This is a genomic window from Mesorhizobium kowhaii (assembly GCF_003253745.1).
GTDB classification, from domain to species: Bacteria; Pseudomonadota; Alphaproteobacteria; order Rhizobiales; family Rhizobiaceae; genus Mesorhizobium; species Mesorhizobium kowhaii.
Window position 1 is genome coordinate 1 of record NZ_MZXV01000073.1, and the last position, 17741, is coordinate 17741.

Consider the following 17741-nt stretch of genomic DNA (forward strand, 5'->3'; position numbering starts at 1 on the left):
TTTCATGCTGCGCTTCCTTTTCTGATGCTTGTGGCTGTCCACACAGACCACGTTTTATCATCAGCTCGAAGCGCAGCACCTCAACCCATTTAAGACGTGGGGCAGAGCCGAATACCCCATCTAAACATCTAGGCAGTTCTTCGAAGTGCGTTGTGCGCCCGGTTTCAGGTCGATTTACCCGCAAGTAACGCCGAGAAGCATTGACCAACCGGCCTTAAGATTGGGCGGAAATGCATTGTCAGTGCGGGCTGTAAACATCACGCGGACGGCGCTTGATTGGATCATGCCAATTTGACATTTGACATGCATCGCCGCTGCTGAAAATGTAAGTATCTGACCCCGGAAGTGAAGTCTTACGCTCGACCTTCATCCGTATGGGTGTTCGCAAGATTGCCACCAATAGTACACAGAAAAAGTGGGGAACAAGAAATGAAGGGCCATCAGTCTCCAAGTAATGAGTGGACGACAAATCGCCGTGTGCTTTTGAAGGGAATGCTATTGGCATCGGCTGCCTACGTGGCCATGCGCTCAACGGCTCATGCCTCGTCCTGTGCCGACCATATCGTTCGCATTGGTACCATTAATGCCCCAGACACGATGAATCCTTTTGCGACTTGGGGTTCATTCTGGCCGCTAGTTTTTTCCTATGACTTCTTGGTTGGGGTTGACACACAGCGCCACTCAGATCGGAAGGGATTTGCCAAGGAGTGGTCTGTTGCCGACGACAAACTTACATGGACCTTCAAGACCTGGCCAGGCATGAAGTGGTCGGACGGCCAACCGGCCACAGCTCGGGACGTGGCATTCACTTATAACTACTTGCGCGGTTCCATTGGCAAACCTGACGAGCTGAATGTCGGTTGGAATAACACTGACGGTTTGAAAAACATCGAGTTCGTAACGGCCGTCGACAACGATACGTTGCAAATCAAGACGAAGGAGCCCTCCCGCTGGCCAACCGACAATACTACGATGATTGTCCCCGAACACATCTGGAAGGACATCAGCTACGCAGACGCGCGTAGCACCTTCCACAATGATCCTCCGATCGTAGGCAGCGGACCTATGATAATTTCGGAATTCCAACAAGGTCAGTTTGTACGCTTCACACCAAATTCGCATTTCCGTACAGGGCAGCCTGGGACGGCAGGCATGATCCTCCAGATCTTCGCTACGGCCGATCCCATCGCCCAGGGGCTGAAGAGCGGTAGCCTTGATTACGGCGTCAGTCTGACAGCGGCGCAGTGGGCTGACCTTGCCAAAGATCCTAATATTCTCGCCGGTCAATCGCGCGTTGAGCAGCGCGATTTCTTGGCCTTCAATACATTATCGGGGAAGGGGGTCGGTAGCACCAAGGCCCTGCAGGATCCGAAGTTCCGCGATGCAATCGGCTATGCGATCGACCAGCGGGCTATCGTGGATCGGGCTTACCGAGGTCATGCCGACCCTGGGGTTGGGTTGGCAATGCCGGCAGCGACGGATTACTACTCGGATCTGAGCGATATCAAGCGCCACTTCGATCTCGCGGAGGCGGCTCGTCGGCTCGATGCTGCGGGATATCGGGACACGAATGGCGATGGCGTCCGAGAGGACAAGGATGGAAAGAACTTCCAGCTCGAACTGATTACCGGGACAAGCTCAGGTACGCTCGAGATACCAATCGCGGCGGTACAGCTTATTGCAGGCTGGCTGGGACAAATCGGCGTGCCCGTCTCGGTAACCCAACTGGACTCCGGGGCTTTGGGTGCCCGCGTGGCATCTCCGGAGAAGGGCGGCGGAGGATGGGATCTCCTCGTGGCAAGCACTTATCTCTCCTCTTCCCCTCACGACATTCTAATCACGGGTGCCGGGAATTCCCTTGGCACCAACAACAGATCTTACTGGAAGAACGATAAGTTTGACGAACTCCTAGCGGAGGTCGACGCCACGGTTGACCTAAAGAAAGCCCGGGACCTGGTCAATCAAGCGGTGGGGCTCGTTTACACCGAAGCGCCCTACATCATGCTGTGTTACCCCTTCGTGCTCGAAGCCCATCGGAAGGACTGCTTTCAAGGCTGGGGGACGAACGATGCGGTGTCGCAGTGGGGCTATTTCCCGTTTGATCGCCTGAAGCCGGTGCCAGCGCCGTGAGCGGAGGCGGGGCGGGCCGGCACATCGGGCGCATCCTGATCAGGGCGATTGTGACGATTTTGATGGTGGCGGTCCTGAATTTCATCCTGTTCCGGGTTATTCCAGGTGACCCTGCAGCGCTTCTGCTTGGCGGGGCGCGCACCAGCGTCACCGCTGAGCAGATGGAGGCGCAGCGCCAGAACTGGGGCCTCGATCGGCCGCTATTCCCAGACCAGATGGTCGACTACTTGACGGCGACTCTCCAGGGCGATTTTGGCTACAGCTTCAAGTTCAGGGGCAGGCATGTCGCTGAACTGATCCTGGAACGCTTGCCGGCAACCGTTGTCTTGGTCGGGCTAGCCCAATTCGTCGCCATCTTATGCGGAGTGATGCTTGGCTTATATGCGGGTTGGCGCAGGGGAGGAGCGATCGACCATATCGTCACGGGAGCCTCTCTGGCGCTCTACTCTACGCCCTCTTTCTGGCTTGGAATGCTCCTGGTGGTGACCTTCAGTACCGCATTGGGCTGGCTTCCCGGCTACGGCGCATATTCACCCGGCGCAACCATCGGTTCTCTTGACTCGTTGCTCGATCACCTACGGCATCTAGCGCTACCGGTCACCGCGGTGGCCCTTGGACTCATCGGCCAATACGTCGTGGTCGCTCGTGCCGCAATGAGCGACGTCGTCACCGAAGACTACATGGTGACTGCACGGGCCAAAGGACTCACCAATGGTCAGATGCTCGTGCGTCATGCATTTCGCAATGCAATGCTGCCGGTCGTTACCTTGATTACCCTCAATCTCGGCTACGTGGTCGCCGGTGCTATTACCGTCGAAGCCGTCTTCGCTTGGCCGGGGATCGGTGGCCTCACGGTCGAGGCGCTCAACGCGCGAGATTATCCAGTCCTTCAGGGGATATTCCTGTTGCTTGGTGCCTCGATTGTTGTCGCAAACCTCATAGCTGATCTTGCCTACGGCCTTCTCGATCCCAGAGTCCGACAATGAGCGAAAGTATTGTTCAATATTACCCACGTAGCCGGACGCGAGCCATTAAGGCCTTTCTAGGCCAGTTCCTTGGCCATGGCGGTGCTCGGCTCGGCCTGTTGTGTCTGGTATTCTTTGTCGCTGTGGCAGCGGTCCCCACTTTTCTGGTGGGACCGCTGCAGACTGCAATCAATGCAACCGGCGATTTCCTCATGCCACCATCAGGCGAGCATCTGCTCGGCACGGACGAAGTCGGGCGCGACGTGCTCAATCTGGTCGTCCATGGTGCCCGGATCTCGCTTGTGATTGCGCTATTGGCGACTGTGATCAGCCTCGTCGTCGGGACTACGATCGGTATGACGGCTGGCTACTATGGTGGCAGGGTTGACGTCTGGCTGATGCGCTTGACGGATTTCTTTTTCGTCATGCCGTCTTTCGTGCTGGCGCTGGTCATCACCCCCGTGGTTCTTGAGGTGATGGGGCGCGGCGGAGAAATCCTCGGCTTCCGTCCTTCTCTTTTCGTGATCATTGTCGTTATCGGCATGACAAGCTGGGCGTTCGTCGCGCGTATCGTTCGCAGCCAGACCCTATCGCTTAAGGAGCGAACATTCATTGATCGCGCACGTGTTGTGGGCAGCAGCAATTCCAGCATCATGGTGCGGCATATCCTGCCCAATCTCGTGCCGCAAATCGCAGCCAATGGTGCGCTGGTCGTCGCCGGCGCAATCTATGTCGAGACGTCGCTCTCGTTCCTCGGGCTTGGCGATCCGTTGCAGCCTTCATGGGGCACTTTGCTGTCGCTCGCTCAACGCGCTGGAGCCGCTAGCGCCGGAGCCTGGTGGTATCTCGCCGCCCCCGGAGTGTGCGTGCTTTCGGTTTCCCTTAGCTTCGTCCTGATTGGCAATGCCCTCGACGATACGTTCAATCCACGGCGGAGGGTTATTCCATGACAAACTCCTCCCAAGACAAGGCACCGCTTCTGGACGTTAACTGCCTCTCTGTTGACTATGGGCTCAAGGGTGTTTCATTGCGAGCAATCGACCGCGTGAGCTTCGCGCTCCAGGCCGGAGAGGCCGTGGGCCTCGTCGGAGAATCGGGCAGCGGGAAGACGACCACTGCAATGGCAATCGCGGGTCTGCTGTCGCCCAATGCGCGGGTCAGCAGCGGCGAGGTGCGTTATCGCGGTAGCCGACTGCCGATCGACGATGATGCGGCGATGCGGCCGCATCGCTGGTGCGAAACGTCTGTAGTCTTCCAGGGCGCGATGAATGCGCTCAATCCTGTTCACCGCATCATCAAGCAGATCGCCGAGCCGTGTATGCTGAAGCTCGGCATGTCGCGTGGCGAGGCGACCGCGCGGGCAAGAGAGCTGCTCGGGCTCGTGGGTATTCCGACTGACCGCGGTTCCGCCTATCCGCACGAGTTGTCCGGAGGCATGCGTCAAAGAGTGATGATCGCCATGGCGCTCGCATGTCGCCCCTCGATCGTCATCGGCGATGAGCCCACCACGGCGCTGGACGTCATAACACAGGCTCAGATCCTTAAGCTGCTGGGGGAGTTGCGATCGAGGCTTAGCCTTGCCCTCATTTTGATCACCCACGACCTTTCTGTGGTGGCTGAGTGTTGCGATCGCGTGATGATCATGTACGCGGGGCGGATCGTCGAGGATGGCACTGTCGCCGAGATCTTCGCCCAGCCTAAACATCCCTACACGCGCCTGCTCATCGAATCGATCCCGAACCCAGCGAGCGGCAAGAAGATGATCCGGCCCATTCCCGGAGATCCCCCCAACCTGGTGAATCGACCCTCAGGCTGCGCTTTCCATCCACGTTGCCCGTCGGCCATGGGGGTCTGCGGGACCGAAGTCCCCAGCCTCGATCAGTTCGGGCGGGGGCGCGTCGCCTGTCACCTTCACCGGTCCTCGCGAGGAGACAAGGTTGCAGTCCATGCCTGACACCGCCGATATCCTCCGTCTTGAGAGCCTACAGGTCCATTTTCCTATCCAGCGCGGGCTGTTCGACCGTGTCCTGGGCCGACCTGCTGGCGCCGTGCGCGCGGTGGACGGAATCGACCTCAACATCGGACGGGGCGAGATCGTCGCCCTGGTCGGGGAATCGGGAAGCGGCAAGACGACCGTGGGCCGCGTCATCACCAAGCTTGCTCAGCCAACAGGCGGCAGGTTGCTGTTCGAAGGCCGCAACATGACTGCGGAGCGAGGCTCCTCGGCCCTGCGTCCTTACCGGCATCGCGTGCAGATGATCTTCCAAGACGCTTATCAGGCACTCAACCCCCGACACACCGTATTTGATATCGTGGCGGAGCCATTACGCTCACTGCGGCTGGTCGACAACGTCACTCAACTCGCCGAGCGGGTGAGCAAAGCGCTTGCGGCCGCCGGGCTCAATCCGGCCGGTGATTTCTTCTCACGGTTCCCACACGAACTATCTGGCGGGCAGCGCCAGCGGGTCGTTATTGCCGGTGCGCTTGCCGTGAAGCCAGAGCTCATCATTGCTGACGAACCTGTGTCGATGCTCGATGTTTCGATACGCGCCCAGATTCTTCAGGTGCTGGTTGACCTGCGCGACAAGCACAACATGGCGCTGCTGTTCATCACGCACGACTTGCCGCTTGCGTGGTTGATCGCCGACCGGATTGCCGTCTTGTATCTTGGGAAATTGGTCGAGATCGGTAGCGCCGACGAGATCACATTCAACCCTCGCCATCCGTATACCGTCGCCTTGCGCAACGCCACCCCGCAGATTGGCGGCAATGCAGGTCGCGCCGTGCTGCCAGCCCTGCAAGGCGAAGTTCCAAGCGCCGCGCGCGTGCCGAAGGGCTGTCGTTTCCATCCGCGCTGCCCGCTGACCTTCGATCGCTGTAAGAAAGAGGAGCCGCCACCCATCGAGGTTGGACCGCAGCACCTGTCAGCCTGCTGGCTCGCGAAATAAAGTCGCTCCGTACTTCTCAGATTTGCCCCAGTTCTCTCGAGGCAAAACAGCCGGCTCTCGAGAGAGTTGCGATCGGCCACGTGGAAGCATTCGAAAGCCATTGTCGGTAGCAGCAAATCATCTCTGATGCCGGAGGTGGGAGAGCCAGGGAACTCTATTCCACATTATGAGGAGAAACGATCATGAACCAACAACTTCACGCTGATGCGTCTGCGGCGGCGGTTGAACAATCAACGGCCATCGACAAGTACTTAATTCCACGCGTCTTCGAGATCCAGACGGGGCAAGGGATGACCACCCGCGCCTATGAAGTCGGGCCGCCCGACGTTCCGCTTGTGATTGGGATCCATGGCACCCCCAGCACGGGGCTCGGCCATGTCGTGAATTATGTAGCCAGCGGAGCAATTTTCTGTCGGCTTGTGACGTTTGACCGTCAAGGTTATGGGGGCTCAACGCCGCAACCTGGGCGTAAGGTCCATCATATCGCGCCGATGGTGGAGGCTATCCTCGACCATCTGGCGGTCGATACTGCCGCAGTTTACGGACATTCCGGAGGTGGAATGCTCGCGCTTGCCACCGCAGCGCTGCTGCCTAGTCGCGTTTCGCGGGCGGCGTGCCTTGCCGGCAATGGCCCGAACTTCGGGGCAAGGGGCTTCGACTATGCCGATGGCTGTTCTCCCCTCATGCTCGAGGAGATCTTGGAGGCACGGAAAGGCCCAGAGGCATCACGCGAACTCTATCAGCGTTATGTCGATCCCAAAGTGTCCGACCCTGAACATGAGAAGCTGCTGTATTCGGAAAATGACCGCCGCATAATGCGCTTGTTGGCACCTCTAAGAGAGAAGATCGCGCAACAACTCGCGTTGCCTGAAAGCCTTTATGCGACTGAAGATGCTTACGTTGATGATGCCCAATCCTGGGTGTCGCCGTGGGGGTTCGATCTGGGATCGATGACCGTACCTACACGGATATATCACGGTATCGAGGATCTCCAGGTGGCTCCGCGGCATTCCGAGTGGCTGCAAAGCCAGATCCCGAATTCGACATTAGAGCTATTTCCCCATATCGGGCACAACTTGAGCCAACTCATGCCGCACATCTTCGCTTGGCTTGTAGGGAAGGACTGATGAGGGTGGTCATCGGGTGAGCACCTGCTTCGCCAGAAGGCCGGCGGCTCGCTCCTGGGCACCGACAAGGTGGCAGAGCCGTTATCTAGAGCACGGAAGCTGTCCATCAACGGCCCGATGCAGTCAACCGGCGCACACGAATTTCCCATCCTATCGATGCTAGTTGCAATTAAGCAACTTCATTGAATCCGAGATTAAGAGGTCTTTGATATGAGCGCCCGCAGTAATTCCTTTCTGTCCAATGAGGAACAAGATGCCATCATTGGGTTACGTCATGCCATGCATCAAGAGCCGGAACTCTCAAACCACGAATGGAAGACCCAAGAACGTATCCTGGCGACGCTAGATCGCTTCGGACTAAGCGGGGCGAAAACATTCCATAGGACGGGTGTCTACATCGATATTAAGGGAAAAGCGTCAGGTCCTCAGCGATCAGTCGCGGTCCGTGGCGATATTGATGCATTGCCGATTAACGAGGCGCGTGAGGACCTTTCCTACCGCTCTCAGGTGCCCGGCGTCATGCACTCCTGCGGCCATGACCTGCACGCTTCGATCGCGTTGGGTACAGCGCTCGCTTTCCATCGCATGCGCGACAATTTCGCCGGCACCGTGCGTGTCTTTTTCCAGCCGGCTGAGGAGGCGGAGCCTCTTGGTGGGCGAACAGTTGAGCAGGAGAAATTGCTCACCGGGATTGATCGGGCCATCGGCCTTCATGTGGATCCTAGCATGCCCGCCGGCACATTCAGCGCCAGAGAGGGCCCGATGAGCGCGTCGGCTGATCAGTTTAAGCTCACCATCAGCGGAATAATGGCCCACGGTGCATCGCCCCACAGAGGTGTCGATGCGATCGCCATCGCAGCGGCTTTCATCAATGAAGTACAGAAGGTGGTTTCGCGGGAAATGCCGTCCGACGACGGTGCGGTCGTCACGGTCGGCACCATCCACGGTGGCGAGGCGACCAACATCATATGCCCGCAGGTGGTTATGGAGGGAACGATCCGAACCCGAAGCCCGGAGCGCCGAGATCTATTATCTCAGCGCGTCTGCGAGATTGCTGAAGGCATTGCAGCAACGCATCGCGGGCAGGCCGAATGCGTCGTCAGCACGGGCGAGCCGCCCATCATTAATGACGCCGAGATGGTAAGACGTTTCCGGCAGGTTGTGGCGGAAGCTGCAGGTCGGGACGCTTTCTTGGACCGCACACAGGGGGCTGGCAGCGATGATTTCGGCTTTTACTCGGCAGCTGTACCGTCAATTTACTTCTGTTTTGGCAGCGGAGAACCTGGGAACGAATCGTACGTACATACACCGACCTTTGGGGCTTCCGACAGCCTTCTCGTTCCGACTACGGAACTCACGATTAGGTACTGCCTAGAGCTACTGAAATCTTGAATCAGTGAGGTGGCCACGGGACAGATGTGAAATTGCCTCGCGGCCAACCGCAGGAAGGACAACGCCATGCTGCATGCCAAATCGCTAACTTCGGTCACACTTGCTAATTTCTCCGACCGCTGCGGAGCGGCGCGTTTGTGGGGGGTGCCTGGGCCGAGGCGGAGGACGGGGCAACTTTCGTTGTACAGATCCTTACGAAGGCGCGACGCTCGCCGCAGAGCGCCTTGGGCGCGACAGCAGCGACTCGCGCCGTGGATGCGGCGGCAGAAGCGTTTCCAGGTTGGAAGGCACTCATTGCGTTTGCTTCGCAAATGATATGAGCTGATCGTAGGTGCCCGCGATACCTCGCTTTGATAATGACGCTGGAGCAGGGCAAACGGTAATGTCACGTTATCTGGCTCTGACCGCGCTGAGGCCTGTATGGCGGATGTCAGTTGCCCACGGTGACGACTTTCCACTCTGCCATGGCTTGCAGGCGGTGAAGATGGATCTGAATGGCGGAGCGTTTCGGACGGGGTGGGATGAAGAGATTTCGGACGGCGGAAAAGATCGACATGAAGCGCTGCAGACTTCCTGGTGATCGGAAGCCTTGCATCATTCGCTCCCGTTTTCGCAGCGGTACGTGCGAATTCTCGGCGCGGTTATTCAAGCCTTTGTGCGAGCGGTGTTCGACATTCGGCATGACCTGACGCCTGGCGGCAGCGTAAGAACGCAACTTGTCGGTGATCATGCGCTTTGGAGTGCCGCCCTGCTTCTTCAATAACCGGGTCAGCAAGCGCTTGGCAGCCTTGGTATTGCGCCGGGCTTGCACGATTTCGTCGAGCACATACCCGTCCTGGTCAACGGCACGCCACAACCAGTGTTTCTTGCCCGCGATGGTGATCACCACCTCATCGAGGTGCCAGATATCGTCGCGGCTTGGCTGCTTGCGGCGCAACCGGCGGGCGTAGTCGGGCCCGAACTTCTTTCCCCATCGGCGGATTGTCTCATAGGAAACCACGATCCCGCGTTCCAGCAACATTTCCTCGACCAGACGCAGGCTCAAGGGGAACCTGTAGTAAAGCCAGACTGCATGGGCGATGATCTGCGGCGCGAAACGCTGGCGCTTGTAGCTGACGGTTGCGGTGTTCATGCCGTCGCGTTTATGCCGCAAATCCCTGACCGCGAGTTAAGTTGATAACGCCGTCGGAAGGGTTGTTCCGCCATTTCGACAACCGACGGCAAGTGGCGGCCTACGCCGGCCTTGCGCCGACGCCTTGGCAAAGCGGATCAGTCGATCGTGAGCAAGGCGTGTCGAAATCCGGCAATCCGCGCCTGCGAACGACGATGGTTCAACTCGCCTGGCTATGGCTGCGTCATCAACCGCAATCGGCGCTTGCTCTCTGGTTCCGTGGACGCGTCGAGCAAAACGGCGGGCGGATGCGTAAGACAATGATTGTGGCGCTCGCCCGCAAGCTGCTAGTCGCACTCTGGAAGTATGTGACCGCCGGCATCGTGATCGAAGGCGTCGTGATGAAGGCTGTTTGACCCTAATCCCGTAATCCGCCAGGACCCGATCAGTCCTGGCCGATCCAGGTGGATGAACCGATACCTGGCATGGCCTGAATGCCGTTTTGTAGAATGGTCTCATCCTCCTGAGCCCTTGCCCGCCACAAGCGGGATATTGGTGCAGCCGTCCTGAACGGCGACCGCATGTGAGGTTGATCGTGCTCGGAGATGGCCGGTCATGCAATCGGGCTCAGACCTTGGATGCCGAAACAGTCCTGAAGTTCTGCTCATGCGTTGCTAATTTAACCCTTGACCCCAAGAAGCCCATGTGAGGCCAGATACCAGCGAACGCACAGCAGGATCACGGATCGATCAAAATGGCGGCCTTTGAACATGACAAACTCCCGGAAAAAAGAGCAAGCGTCATGCAGCAAATGACCTTTCCGAAAAGTTTGCGACAGAACCCAGCTAAGCGCTTACGGAGGGCACCCCATTGATGCTCCAGTAACAGGGTTCCCTTATCCAGCGTGCCGCCGCGATCTTTTCCCAATAGCTCTTAAATATCTCGGGGCGTCAATCACGCTGTCACTGAGCCGACGACACGTCTTGAGCCCACGGGGCCGCTTCAGCTCCCACTTAAGTGGGTCGACCAGAAGCTATCGGGAAGGCCACTCAACCCTTGGCTTCCGAAATACTCAGATTGACCTGCGGCCTCGACCGCCACCAAGTGAGGTAAAGAGCAATCATCCAGAGAACTGGGAGAAGCGTCAGCAGGGATGCCACTGCGGCTACAGTCGGGTCTACCTCGTTTCGTATATTCTCCCACATCTTAAGCGGCAGTGTGTAAACCGAGAATCCGCTTACCAACGAAGTGATTACGACCTCGTCAAACGAGTGGACGAATGCGAATATGGCTCCGCCGATGATGCCCGGTCGAATCAAGGGCAAGGTAACCCTCATGAAAGTCTGCAGCGGTCCGGCCCGCATGCTCTGGGCCGCCTGCTCAAGGCGTCGGTCGAAATTCGCCAGGGTCGCTGAGACGATTACGGCGACATAGCCCATCGCGCCAATGGTGTGCGCAAAAACGATGCCGGTCTGGGAGCCGACCAGACCAAGATCGATCAGCCCGAGATAGGTCGCCACGCCCACAACTATGACCGGAATCGTGATCGGCGTCAGGATCACCATCGTCAAGAGGCGGCGGGCCTGCGGAGCGGCGCGGCTAAGACCGAGGGCGGCAAGTGTGCCAAGAACGGTCGACAAGATTGTAACCGCTACGCCGATCTGGATGGTGGTCCAGGCGGCCATGTACCAGGCCGGATCGCCGAAAAAGGAACGGTACCATTGCAGCGACAAACCAGAAGGCGGGAATTCTAGGAACGCCCCGGCGCTGAACGACATGATGATGACGACGATTTCAGGAAAAAGCAGGAAAGCCATGACCAACGCGATGAACGCCGGACCGACAATCTTCAACCAGCGCTCCTCGCCCCCCGCCTTGTATAGGTGGGCAGCCCAGCGCTTTGCCCGATATGGCATGGGGAGCTCACCGAATTTGCCTTTCAACGCGCCAAATGGCGGTGGCCGCGGCAGCCACGACTTACGCGCAATTTGACCCGAGGGAGCACTTCCGGAAAGGTCGAGCCCGAGCATCGACAGCACGACAACGGCTATTGCTAGAAGAACAAAGGACGCCGCCGCGATCCTAGCCACGTTGAAAGACGTTTGAACCTGGGCAGCGATAAACGTCGACAGCATGGCGTCGCCCAAGCCACCAAGCGCAGCAGGCGTGATGTAGAAGCCGAGGCAAATCACAAACACTAAGAGTGAGCCGCTGCGTACACCCGGCAAACTGAGTGGGAAGAACACCCGCCAGAAAGCAGTGAACGGCCTCGCACCCATGCTGCGCGCCGCCGACATCAGCGACTTGTCGATGCCTATCATGACGCTTACGAGAGGTAGGATCATCATAGGCAGCATGATATGGACCATGCCGACATAGACGGCCATGCGATTGAAGATCAGTTGCAGCGGTCCGGATATGAGCCCGAAATAGAGCAACAAGTTGTTGATCAGGCCCGTGTCCCCTAGGATCACAATCCATGCATAGGTCCGCGCTAGGAAGCTGGTCAGGTATGGGATGACGACGAGCACCAGAAGTGCCATTCGCACAGGCTTCGATGCCGCTACCATTACATAGGCAGTAGGATAACCAATCACCAGGCAGACAAATGTGGCGATGGCACTGATCTCAACCGTTTGAAAGAGGACTCGGATATTAGCCGGCTGGCCTAAAAACATTTGGTAGTTAGCGAGGGAGAATTCTGGCGCGTTAAGACTGGTCAGGAACAGCCGTACGATCGGTATGCCGAAAACGACGAGCAGGACTCCCAGGGCCGGAAAAGCGAGAAGGACGGGCAAACGGCCCAGTCTCTGAAGCAATTGCATTCGTGTTGTCCTTCCTTGCGCTTCAGGTGGCGACGAAGCGCACGTCCGAGCGTAACCAGTCAAGTTTTACTTCATCGCCTAGTCGGAAGATCTGCTGCCCCGAGGCAACATGCTGGCGTACGACGAGCAGGCTGTCGCCAACGCGTACATTGTATTTCCGCAGCGGTCCGGCGTAGATCATGTCGTCGACCGTACCGATGGCGAACTGGCGTCGATCGGCATCAGCGCGTTTGGGCTCCCCGGTTGCAGCTATACAAACCCGCTCGGGGCGGATCATGCCTACAGTCCCCGAGGGTTGCGCTGCGTCGGATTCAACTTCGAAACCGAGATCTTCAAGGATGTTTGCCTCACCGAGGAAATTCGCTACGAAGCGTGTCATCGGCCGGTCATAGAGAGTCTCGGGCGTGTCTGTCTGCTCGATCTTTCCGGCGCGCATGACGACGATACGATCTGAAAGCGTGAGCGCCTCCTCCTGATCATGCGTGACGCATATGGTGGTCTTGCCAAATTCCCTATGCAAGCTCTTAATCTCGCCTTGCATTTGCTCGCGCAGATTGCGGTCGAGCGCGCCGAGTGGCTCATCGAGCAGGAGGATCGGCGGATCGGCGATTAAGGCGCGGGCAAGCGCTACACGCTGTTGCTGGCCGCCGCTCAGTTGTGAAGGCATGCGACTGTCAAATTCTCTGAGATGAACGCGCTCAAGGATGCTGTCCACCCGCTTTGCCCTTTCGGCGGCACCTATGCCGCGCATCTCCAGCGGGAATTCCAAGTTTCGGCGGACTGTTAGGTGTGGGAACAGCGCATAGCTTTGGAACACGATACCCTGGTCGCGGCGGTAGGCCGGCACCGCGGCTACGGACTTACCCGCAATGAGGATGTCCCCCTTCGTCGGCGCCACGAAACCGGCGAGTAACATCAGCGCTGTGGTCTTGCCTGAACCGCTGGGGCCGAGGATAGTCAGAAATTCGCCACGACGGACGCTCAGCGAGAGATCATTGACCGCAGTGGCCTGACCATACGTTTTGGTGACGCTGCGGAATTCGATTTGAGCGGGGATTGAGCTCGGCTCCAATCTGTCATCCTCCAGGTGTGACGGTCCCGACGGCGTGGCCGTCGCCCCTGCGGTCGCATGGGTTGTTGGCCAGATCTTCAGCAAAGAGTTCTGCTTCTTTAGAACGGAAGAGTCGGACATAGTTACTCCAATATGATCAGAAGGTCGGCAAAGCCGACCTTCTGAATTGTAGTCGGCTGGCAGTGACTACGTGGTCTAATTAACGCAGAACCCAATCACTCCATCGCGCGGCTAGAAGTTCTGCATTCGTCTTGCCATCCGACCCAACCTCCGCATACCACTCGCTATTTATCCGCAGGTTATTCTTCAAGTAATCAGGATGGCTGGCGAGTTTTCGGGCCAGCTTGTCGGGTATCGGCTTGAAAGCGTTGAGGTTCGTGGGGCCATAATTCGTGAGTTGAGCGTAGGCCGCTTGGCGATCCGCGCGAGTCGCAAACTCGATGAACTTTTGAGCATTTGCCGCGTTAGGGCTGCCTTTTGGGATCACCCAAAAGTCCCACGTGATCTTGGCCTGATTGCGATTGATTTCGATCGGATCACCCTGATCGATCAGCAGTTGCGCGCGGCCGTCATATGAATTCATGACCTCCCCGACTCCGCTACGCATCAATTGCTGGCTCTCGGAGCCGCTCGTCCACCACTTGCGGATGTTCGGCTTTATCTGGTCCAGCTTGGCAAAAACTCGATCGACATCCATAGGATAGATTTTGTCGGTTGGCACACCGTCTGCCATCAAGGCCTCCTCCCAAGGCCCTTCTTCTCCCAACTGACCCGACACGAGTAAGCGTGCGCCGGGGAACTTCTCGACATCCCAAAACTCGGCCCAAGTGTTCGGTCGAGGCTTGTCCACAGGGAACTTCTTTATGTTCCAAACCATGACATAGCCATAGACAAAGATGCCGACCCCGAAAGGCTGCCGAACGAAATCCACGATACCGTCGAGTTCCTCCTTTCTGTAAATCGAATAGTCAATATTCTCGAGGAATCCTTTTTTCGCTGCTGGAATCGCGGAGCCGCGGCCCAAAGGCGCCACGTCAACTGTCACGTTGTTCGACTTCACCATCAACTCGAGCTGAGCCGCCTGGAAATCCTGCGTGATCGCCGTCACCTTAATCCCTGTCTCGGCTTCGAACGGCTTTGCGAACGCTTCGATGGCTGCTTTGCCCACGGCTCCCCCGTAAACAAGAACCCGCACTTCCTTCGATTGCGCGGAAGCTCTTTTCGCGAACGAAGGCAGTGCTCCTAACGCGAGTGCGGTCCACGCGGTCTGGACGAAACGCCTGCGATTAATTGAGAATTTCATTTCGTTCACCCTCTGCTGTTCCCAGACCACTGGCGGCTGAGACTTTTGAATATGTCTTCGGACGGCCAGCGCCGTCTCGCTCGCCATCGTTTCTCATCTACTTTGAGGTGGCGTTCAGCGCTGCACTGATGCTCGGCCCGATCGATTGCACGTCAGCATGGTCCCAATCCATCTCGAAGCCGGCCACATTCAATGCGCCAATAACGACGCATGTCAATTCTCAAATTGATATGATCCACTAATGGGCTGAGTGCGATGCATCTTTCGGCGCTTGTGGGAAACGGGCGGTTGCTCACATTGCTGGATCGCGGGCGGAGGGCATGCCCTCCTTCAATCGTTCTGGAGTTCAGACACCACGCCTCTTCCTACCGAGCGGCTCTTCGCTATGCTCAAACGCCTGATCCGAACGGCCGAACCGAGAAACCATCGAAGCAAATGGCGAAAGCGCGGCGACGTTCTCAAAGTCTTCTCCCCGACCGAATGCGCCAACTATCTCAACAAAAACACACGATGTTGATTTCGTCTAAATGTAGCATGCTCCTGATTAGATCAGATCAACCAGCAGCGTCTGTAGAACGTCAGGGGTTCGGTTTGGGGATACCGGATCCGAAATATCGCGTGTGGGCAAGATCAAGAATTCGATTGATCAAACTTGAGAAGCTGTGTCCGGCGGTTTTCGCGGACACGGAAAATGATGTGCCTTTTGCGAGGTCCGGATTCGCATTTATCTCCAGGACAAAGGGCTGGCCGGAGCGGTCGATCCGGAGGTCGACGCGGGCTAAGTCGCGGCACAGGCACGCGCGGAAGGTTGCAGTCGAAATTTCCCGCAGCACCGTCGCAAGCTTGCTGTCGAGTTGCGCCGGGCAAACTTTAACGGGGCTCCCGAGCCCGATGTGCTTCGCCTCCCAAGTGAAAAGAGGAGTTTCGCCATCGCCGAAGTCCTGCTCTACCAGAGGAAATACTTCGAGTTCTGCATTTCCCAACAGCGCGACAGTGATTTCTCGCCCATCGATATATTCTTCCACGAGCGCATCCTGCGCATAGAGTGCGACGATTGCTTCGACGGCCTGCCGCAACTGAGAAGGTTCATGAACCAGTTGCAATCCGTAGCTGCAGTCTTCGCGACGCGGCTTCACTACCACTGGGAACTGCAGGTCGCCCGTACTCTCGGTGCCGTGACGCATTACGCGAAAGTTCGGCGTCGGCACGCCGCTAGCGCGCATGATCTGCTTGGCGACGACCTTATCATTGGCAAGCGCATGCCCAAGAGGGCTTGATCCAGTGTACGGCACACCGGCCATCTCGAGCACGGCAGGAAGGTGAGTGTAACGGGATTCGCCCTGAATCCCCCCGGCATAGTTGAAGACAATTCCCGAGGGGCGGGCTTGCAGATCGGGGGGCATGAACCGCTCAAGCGTCGCAAGCAATCCCTTGTCGCCTTCACACAGCAGCGTATCGTGGCCGCCTTCTTGCAGTGCCACGACCAAATTCTCGCAGCACTCGCGATCTTCACTTCCCGGACAAGCCTGACCGAACCGGTTGATCACGCCCGCATGGTCATTATCTAAGTTACACACTACGGCTACCCGCATGAGTTTACTCCTTCGATGTTTGCCCATGGTTGTGTGGAATTGCTCGCGTCTCTGTCTACGAGGGGTAATTCGAGGGTCCTTCACCCTTCCTGAGCAATTGCCGTGCCACCGAAGGTCTTGCGAGGAAGCAGGAAACCCGATGGCTTCGCGCCAGCGGAATACAAGCGCGTTGGTGTATCGTTCCGAACATCGGCGTCTTCAATCGCACAAGGGTGTGGGAACGTCGAACGTCGAAACACCTCCGTCTCGCTATCGAAGAAGGTTACCGGGGCAATTGGCGCAAACGTCTCCTCCCACATGATCATGGCCTCATCGCTGACATCGACCAAGACGGTCGGTGCGACTAAGAGAGTGTCACCGGAGGGGCGGCTGCCCGCCACTAGCCGGGCACCACGCGCAAGGGCGTCATCGATATGGCTCGCCGCTTTAGCAACCGCGCCCTTGTGCATCAGCGGGCCAATGTCAGTCCCCTGCTGACGTCCATCGCCGAGCTTCAACTCGCTAACGCGCCGGGCAAAATGCGCTGCAAAAAGGGTCGTGAAGCCGCCGCTGCACGTAGATCCGGTTTACGGCGAGGCAATCCTGGCCAGAGGTCGCGAACTCGGCGGCAATCGCGATCTCTACCGCGCGGTCGAGATTCGCGTCGTCAAACACGACCAGTGGTGCATGGCCGCCAGTTCCACTTCAGTGTCGGTGCGCACTGCGCCGCTATCCGGCGGCCGACCTCCGTTGAGCCTGTTAAGCTCACGACGCGCACGCGCGGGTCCGTTGTTAGCACTAGACTTAGACTAGACCGAGCGTAGCGGCATCACCGTGAGGACGTTAAACACGCCAGCGGGAAAGCCGGCACGCTCCGCCAGTTCAGCGAGCGCCACTGCGGACAGGGGTGTATGGGAGGAGACATGTGCCACAACGGTGCAGCCGGCAGCGAGGGCCGCTGCCGCCTTCCGAGTAAGCATGGCGGAAGGGAAGTTCCAAGGTGTGAAGAGCGCCGCGACACCCAGTGGTTCTCGCGACATCGTCATATGTGCGTCCTCGAGATGGGAAGTTATACTCTCCACGTTGAGACGCCGGCTTTCTTCGGCAAACCACTCGACGAAGGAAGCGCTGTAGTCGATTTCGCCGCGGCTTTCGGCTATCGGTTTGCCCGGCGTTATCAACTTAACTCGCGGTCAGGGATTTGCGGCATAAACGCGACGGCATGAACACCGCAACCGTCAGCTACAAGCGCCATCGTTTCGCGCCGCAGATCATCGCCCATGCAGTCTGGCTTTAC

At 57.8% G+C, this 17741-nt stretch carries 12 protein-coding genes and 2 pseudogenes; 8 read left to right on the top strand and 6 right to left on the bottom strand.

The window, feature by feature from the left end; all coding sequences use genetic code 11:
• The first annotated feature begins 429 nt into the window (after window positions 1–429).
• From B5V02_RS32875 to B5V02_RS32905, 7 genes are all read left to right on the top strand, one after another.
• Window positions 430–2130: an ABC transporter substrate-binding protein gene (locus B5V02_RS32875; protein WP_245446344.1), complete on the top strand. Its 1701-nt coding sequence runs from the start codon at window positions 430–432 to the stop codon at window positions 2128–2130.
• Complete coding sequence (locus B5V02_RS32880) at window positions 2127–3116, top strand: ABC transporter permease (protein WP_111548155.1); 990 nt, start codon at window positions 2127–2129, stop codon at window positions 3114–3116. The genes B5V02_RS32875 and B5V02_RS32880 overlap by 4 nt, the downstream gene beginning before the upstream one ends.
• Entirely contained in the window at window positions 3113–4045 is a 933-nt protein-coding gene (locus tag B5V02_RS32885; RefSeq protein WP_111548156.1) for an ABC transporter permease, read from the top strand. Before B5V02_RS32880 ends, B5V02_RS32885 begins: the two co-directional genes overlap by 4 nt.
• A complete protein-coding gene (locus tag B5V02_RS32890; RefSeq protein WP_111548157.1) occupies window positions 4042–5049 on the top strand; it encodes an ABC transporter ATP-binding protein in 1008 nt (335 codons plus the stop codon). The genes B5V02_RS32885 and B5V02_RS32890 overlap by 4 nt, the downstream gene beginning before the upstream one ends.
• The gene (locus tag B5V02_RS32895) at window positions 5042–6043 is read left to right on the top strand and encodes an ABC transporter ATP-binding protein (RefSeq protein ID WP_111548158.1); all 1002 of its coding nucleotides are present in this window, start codon (window positions 5042–5044) and stop codon (window positions 6041–6043) included. Before B5V02_RS32890 ends, B5V02_RS32895 begins: the two co-directional genes overlap by 8 nt.
• A 182-nt stretch (window positions 6044–6225) precedes the next feature.
• On the top strand, window positions 6226–7170 hold the full coding sequence (locus B5V02_RS32900; protein ID WP_111548159.1) for an alpha/beta fold hydrolase: 945 nt from the start codon (window positions 6226–6228) through the stop codon (window positions 7168–7170).
• Window positions 7171–7380: 210 nt separating this feature from the next.
• A complete protein-coding gene (locus B5V02_RS32905; RefSeq protein ID WP_111548160.1) occupies window positions 7381–8562 on the top strand; it encodes a M20 family metallopeptidase in 1182 nt (393 codons plus the stop codon).
• A gap of 430 nt (window positions 8563–8992) precedes the next feature.
• Here the strand turns inward: B5V02_RS32905 and B5V02_RS32915 are convergent, their stop codons facing one another.
• A complete protein-coding gene (locus tag B5V02_RS32915; protein WP_111548162.1) occupies window positions 8993–9694 on the bottom strand; it encodes an IS6 family transposase in 702 nt (233 codons plus the stop codon).
• A gap of 56 nt (window positions 9695–9750) precedes the next feature.
• Here B5V02_RS32915 and B5V02_RS32920 point away from each other — a divergent pair.
• Window positions 9751–10089 (top strand): annotated as a pseudogene (locus B5V02_RS32920) (transposase); the annotation flags it as partial.
• Between the two features lie 633 nt (window positions 10090–10722).
• Here the strand turns inward: B5V02_RS32920 and B5V02_RS32930 are convergent.
• From B5V02_RS32930 to B5V02_RS40285, 5 genes and pseudogenes are all read right to left on the bottom strand, one after another.
• A complete protein-coding gene (locus B5V02_RS32930; protein WP_111548163.1) occupies window positions 10723–12498 on the bottom strand; it encodes an ABC transporter permease subunit in 1776 nt (591 codons plus the stop codon).
• Window positions 12499–12520: 22 nt separating this feature from the next.
• On the bottom strand, window positions 12521–13690 hold the full coding sequence (locus B5V02_RS32935) for an ABC transporter ATP-binding protein (RefSeq protein WP_111548164.1): 1170 nt from the start codon (window positions 13688–13690) through the stop codon (window positions 12521–12523).
• A 79-nt stretch (window positions 13691–13769) separates the two neighbouring features.
• Complete coding sequence (locus B5V02_RS32940; protein WP_342633890.1) at window positions 13770–14960, bottom strand: ABC transporter substrate-binding protein; 1191 nt, start codon at window positions 14958–14960, stop codon at window positions 13770–13772.
• A 491-nt stretch (window positions 14961–15451) separates the two neighbouring features.
• Window positions 15452–16465, bottom strand: a complete 1014-nt coding sequence (locus tag B5V02_RS32945) for a D-alanine--D-alanine ligase family protein (RefSeq protein WP_111548165.1) — start codon at window positions 16463–16465, stop codon at window positions 15452–15454.
• Between the two features lie 224 nt (window positions 16466–16689).
• Window positions 16690–17631 (bottom strand): annotated as a pseudogene (locus B5V02_RS40285) (aldehyde dehydrogenase family protein); the annotation flags it as partial.
• Between the last annotated feature and the right edge of the window lie 110 nt (window positions 17632–17741).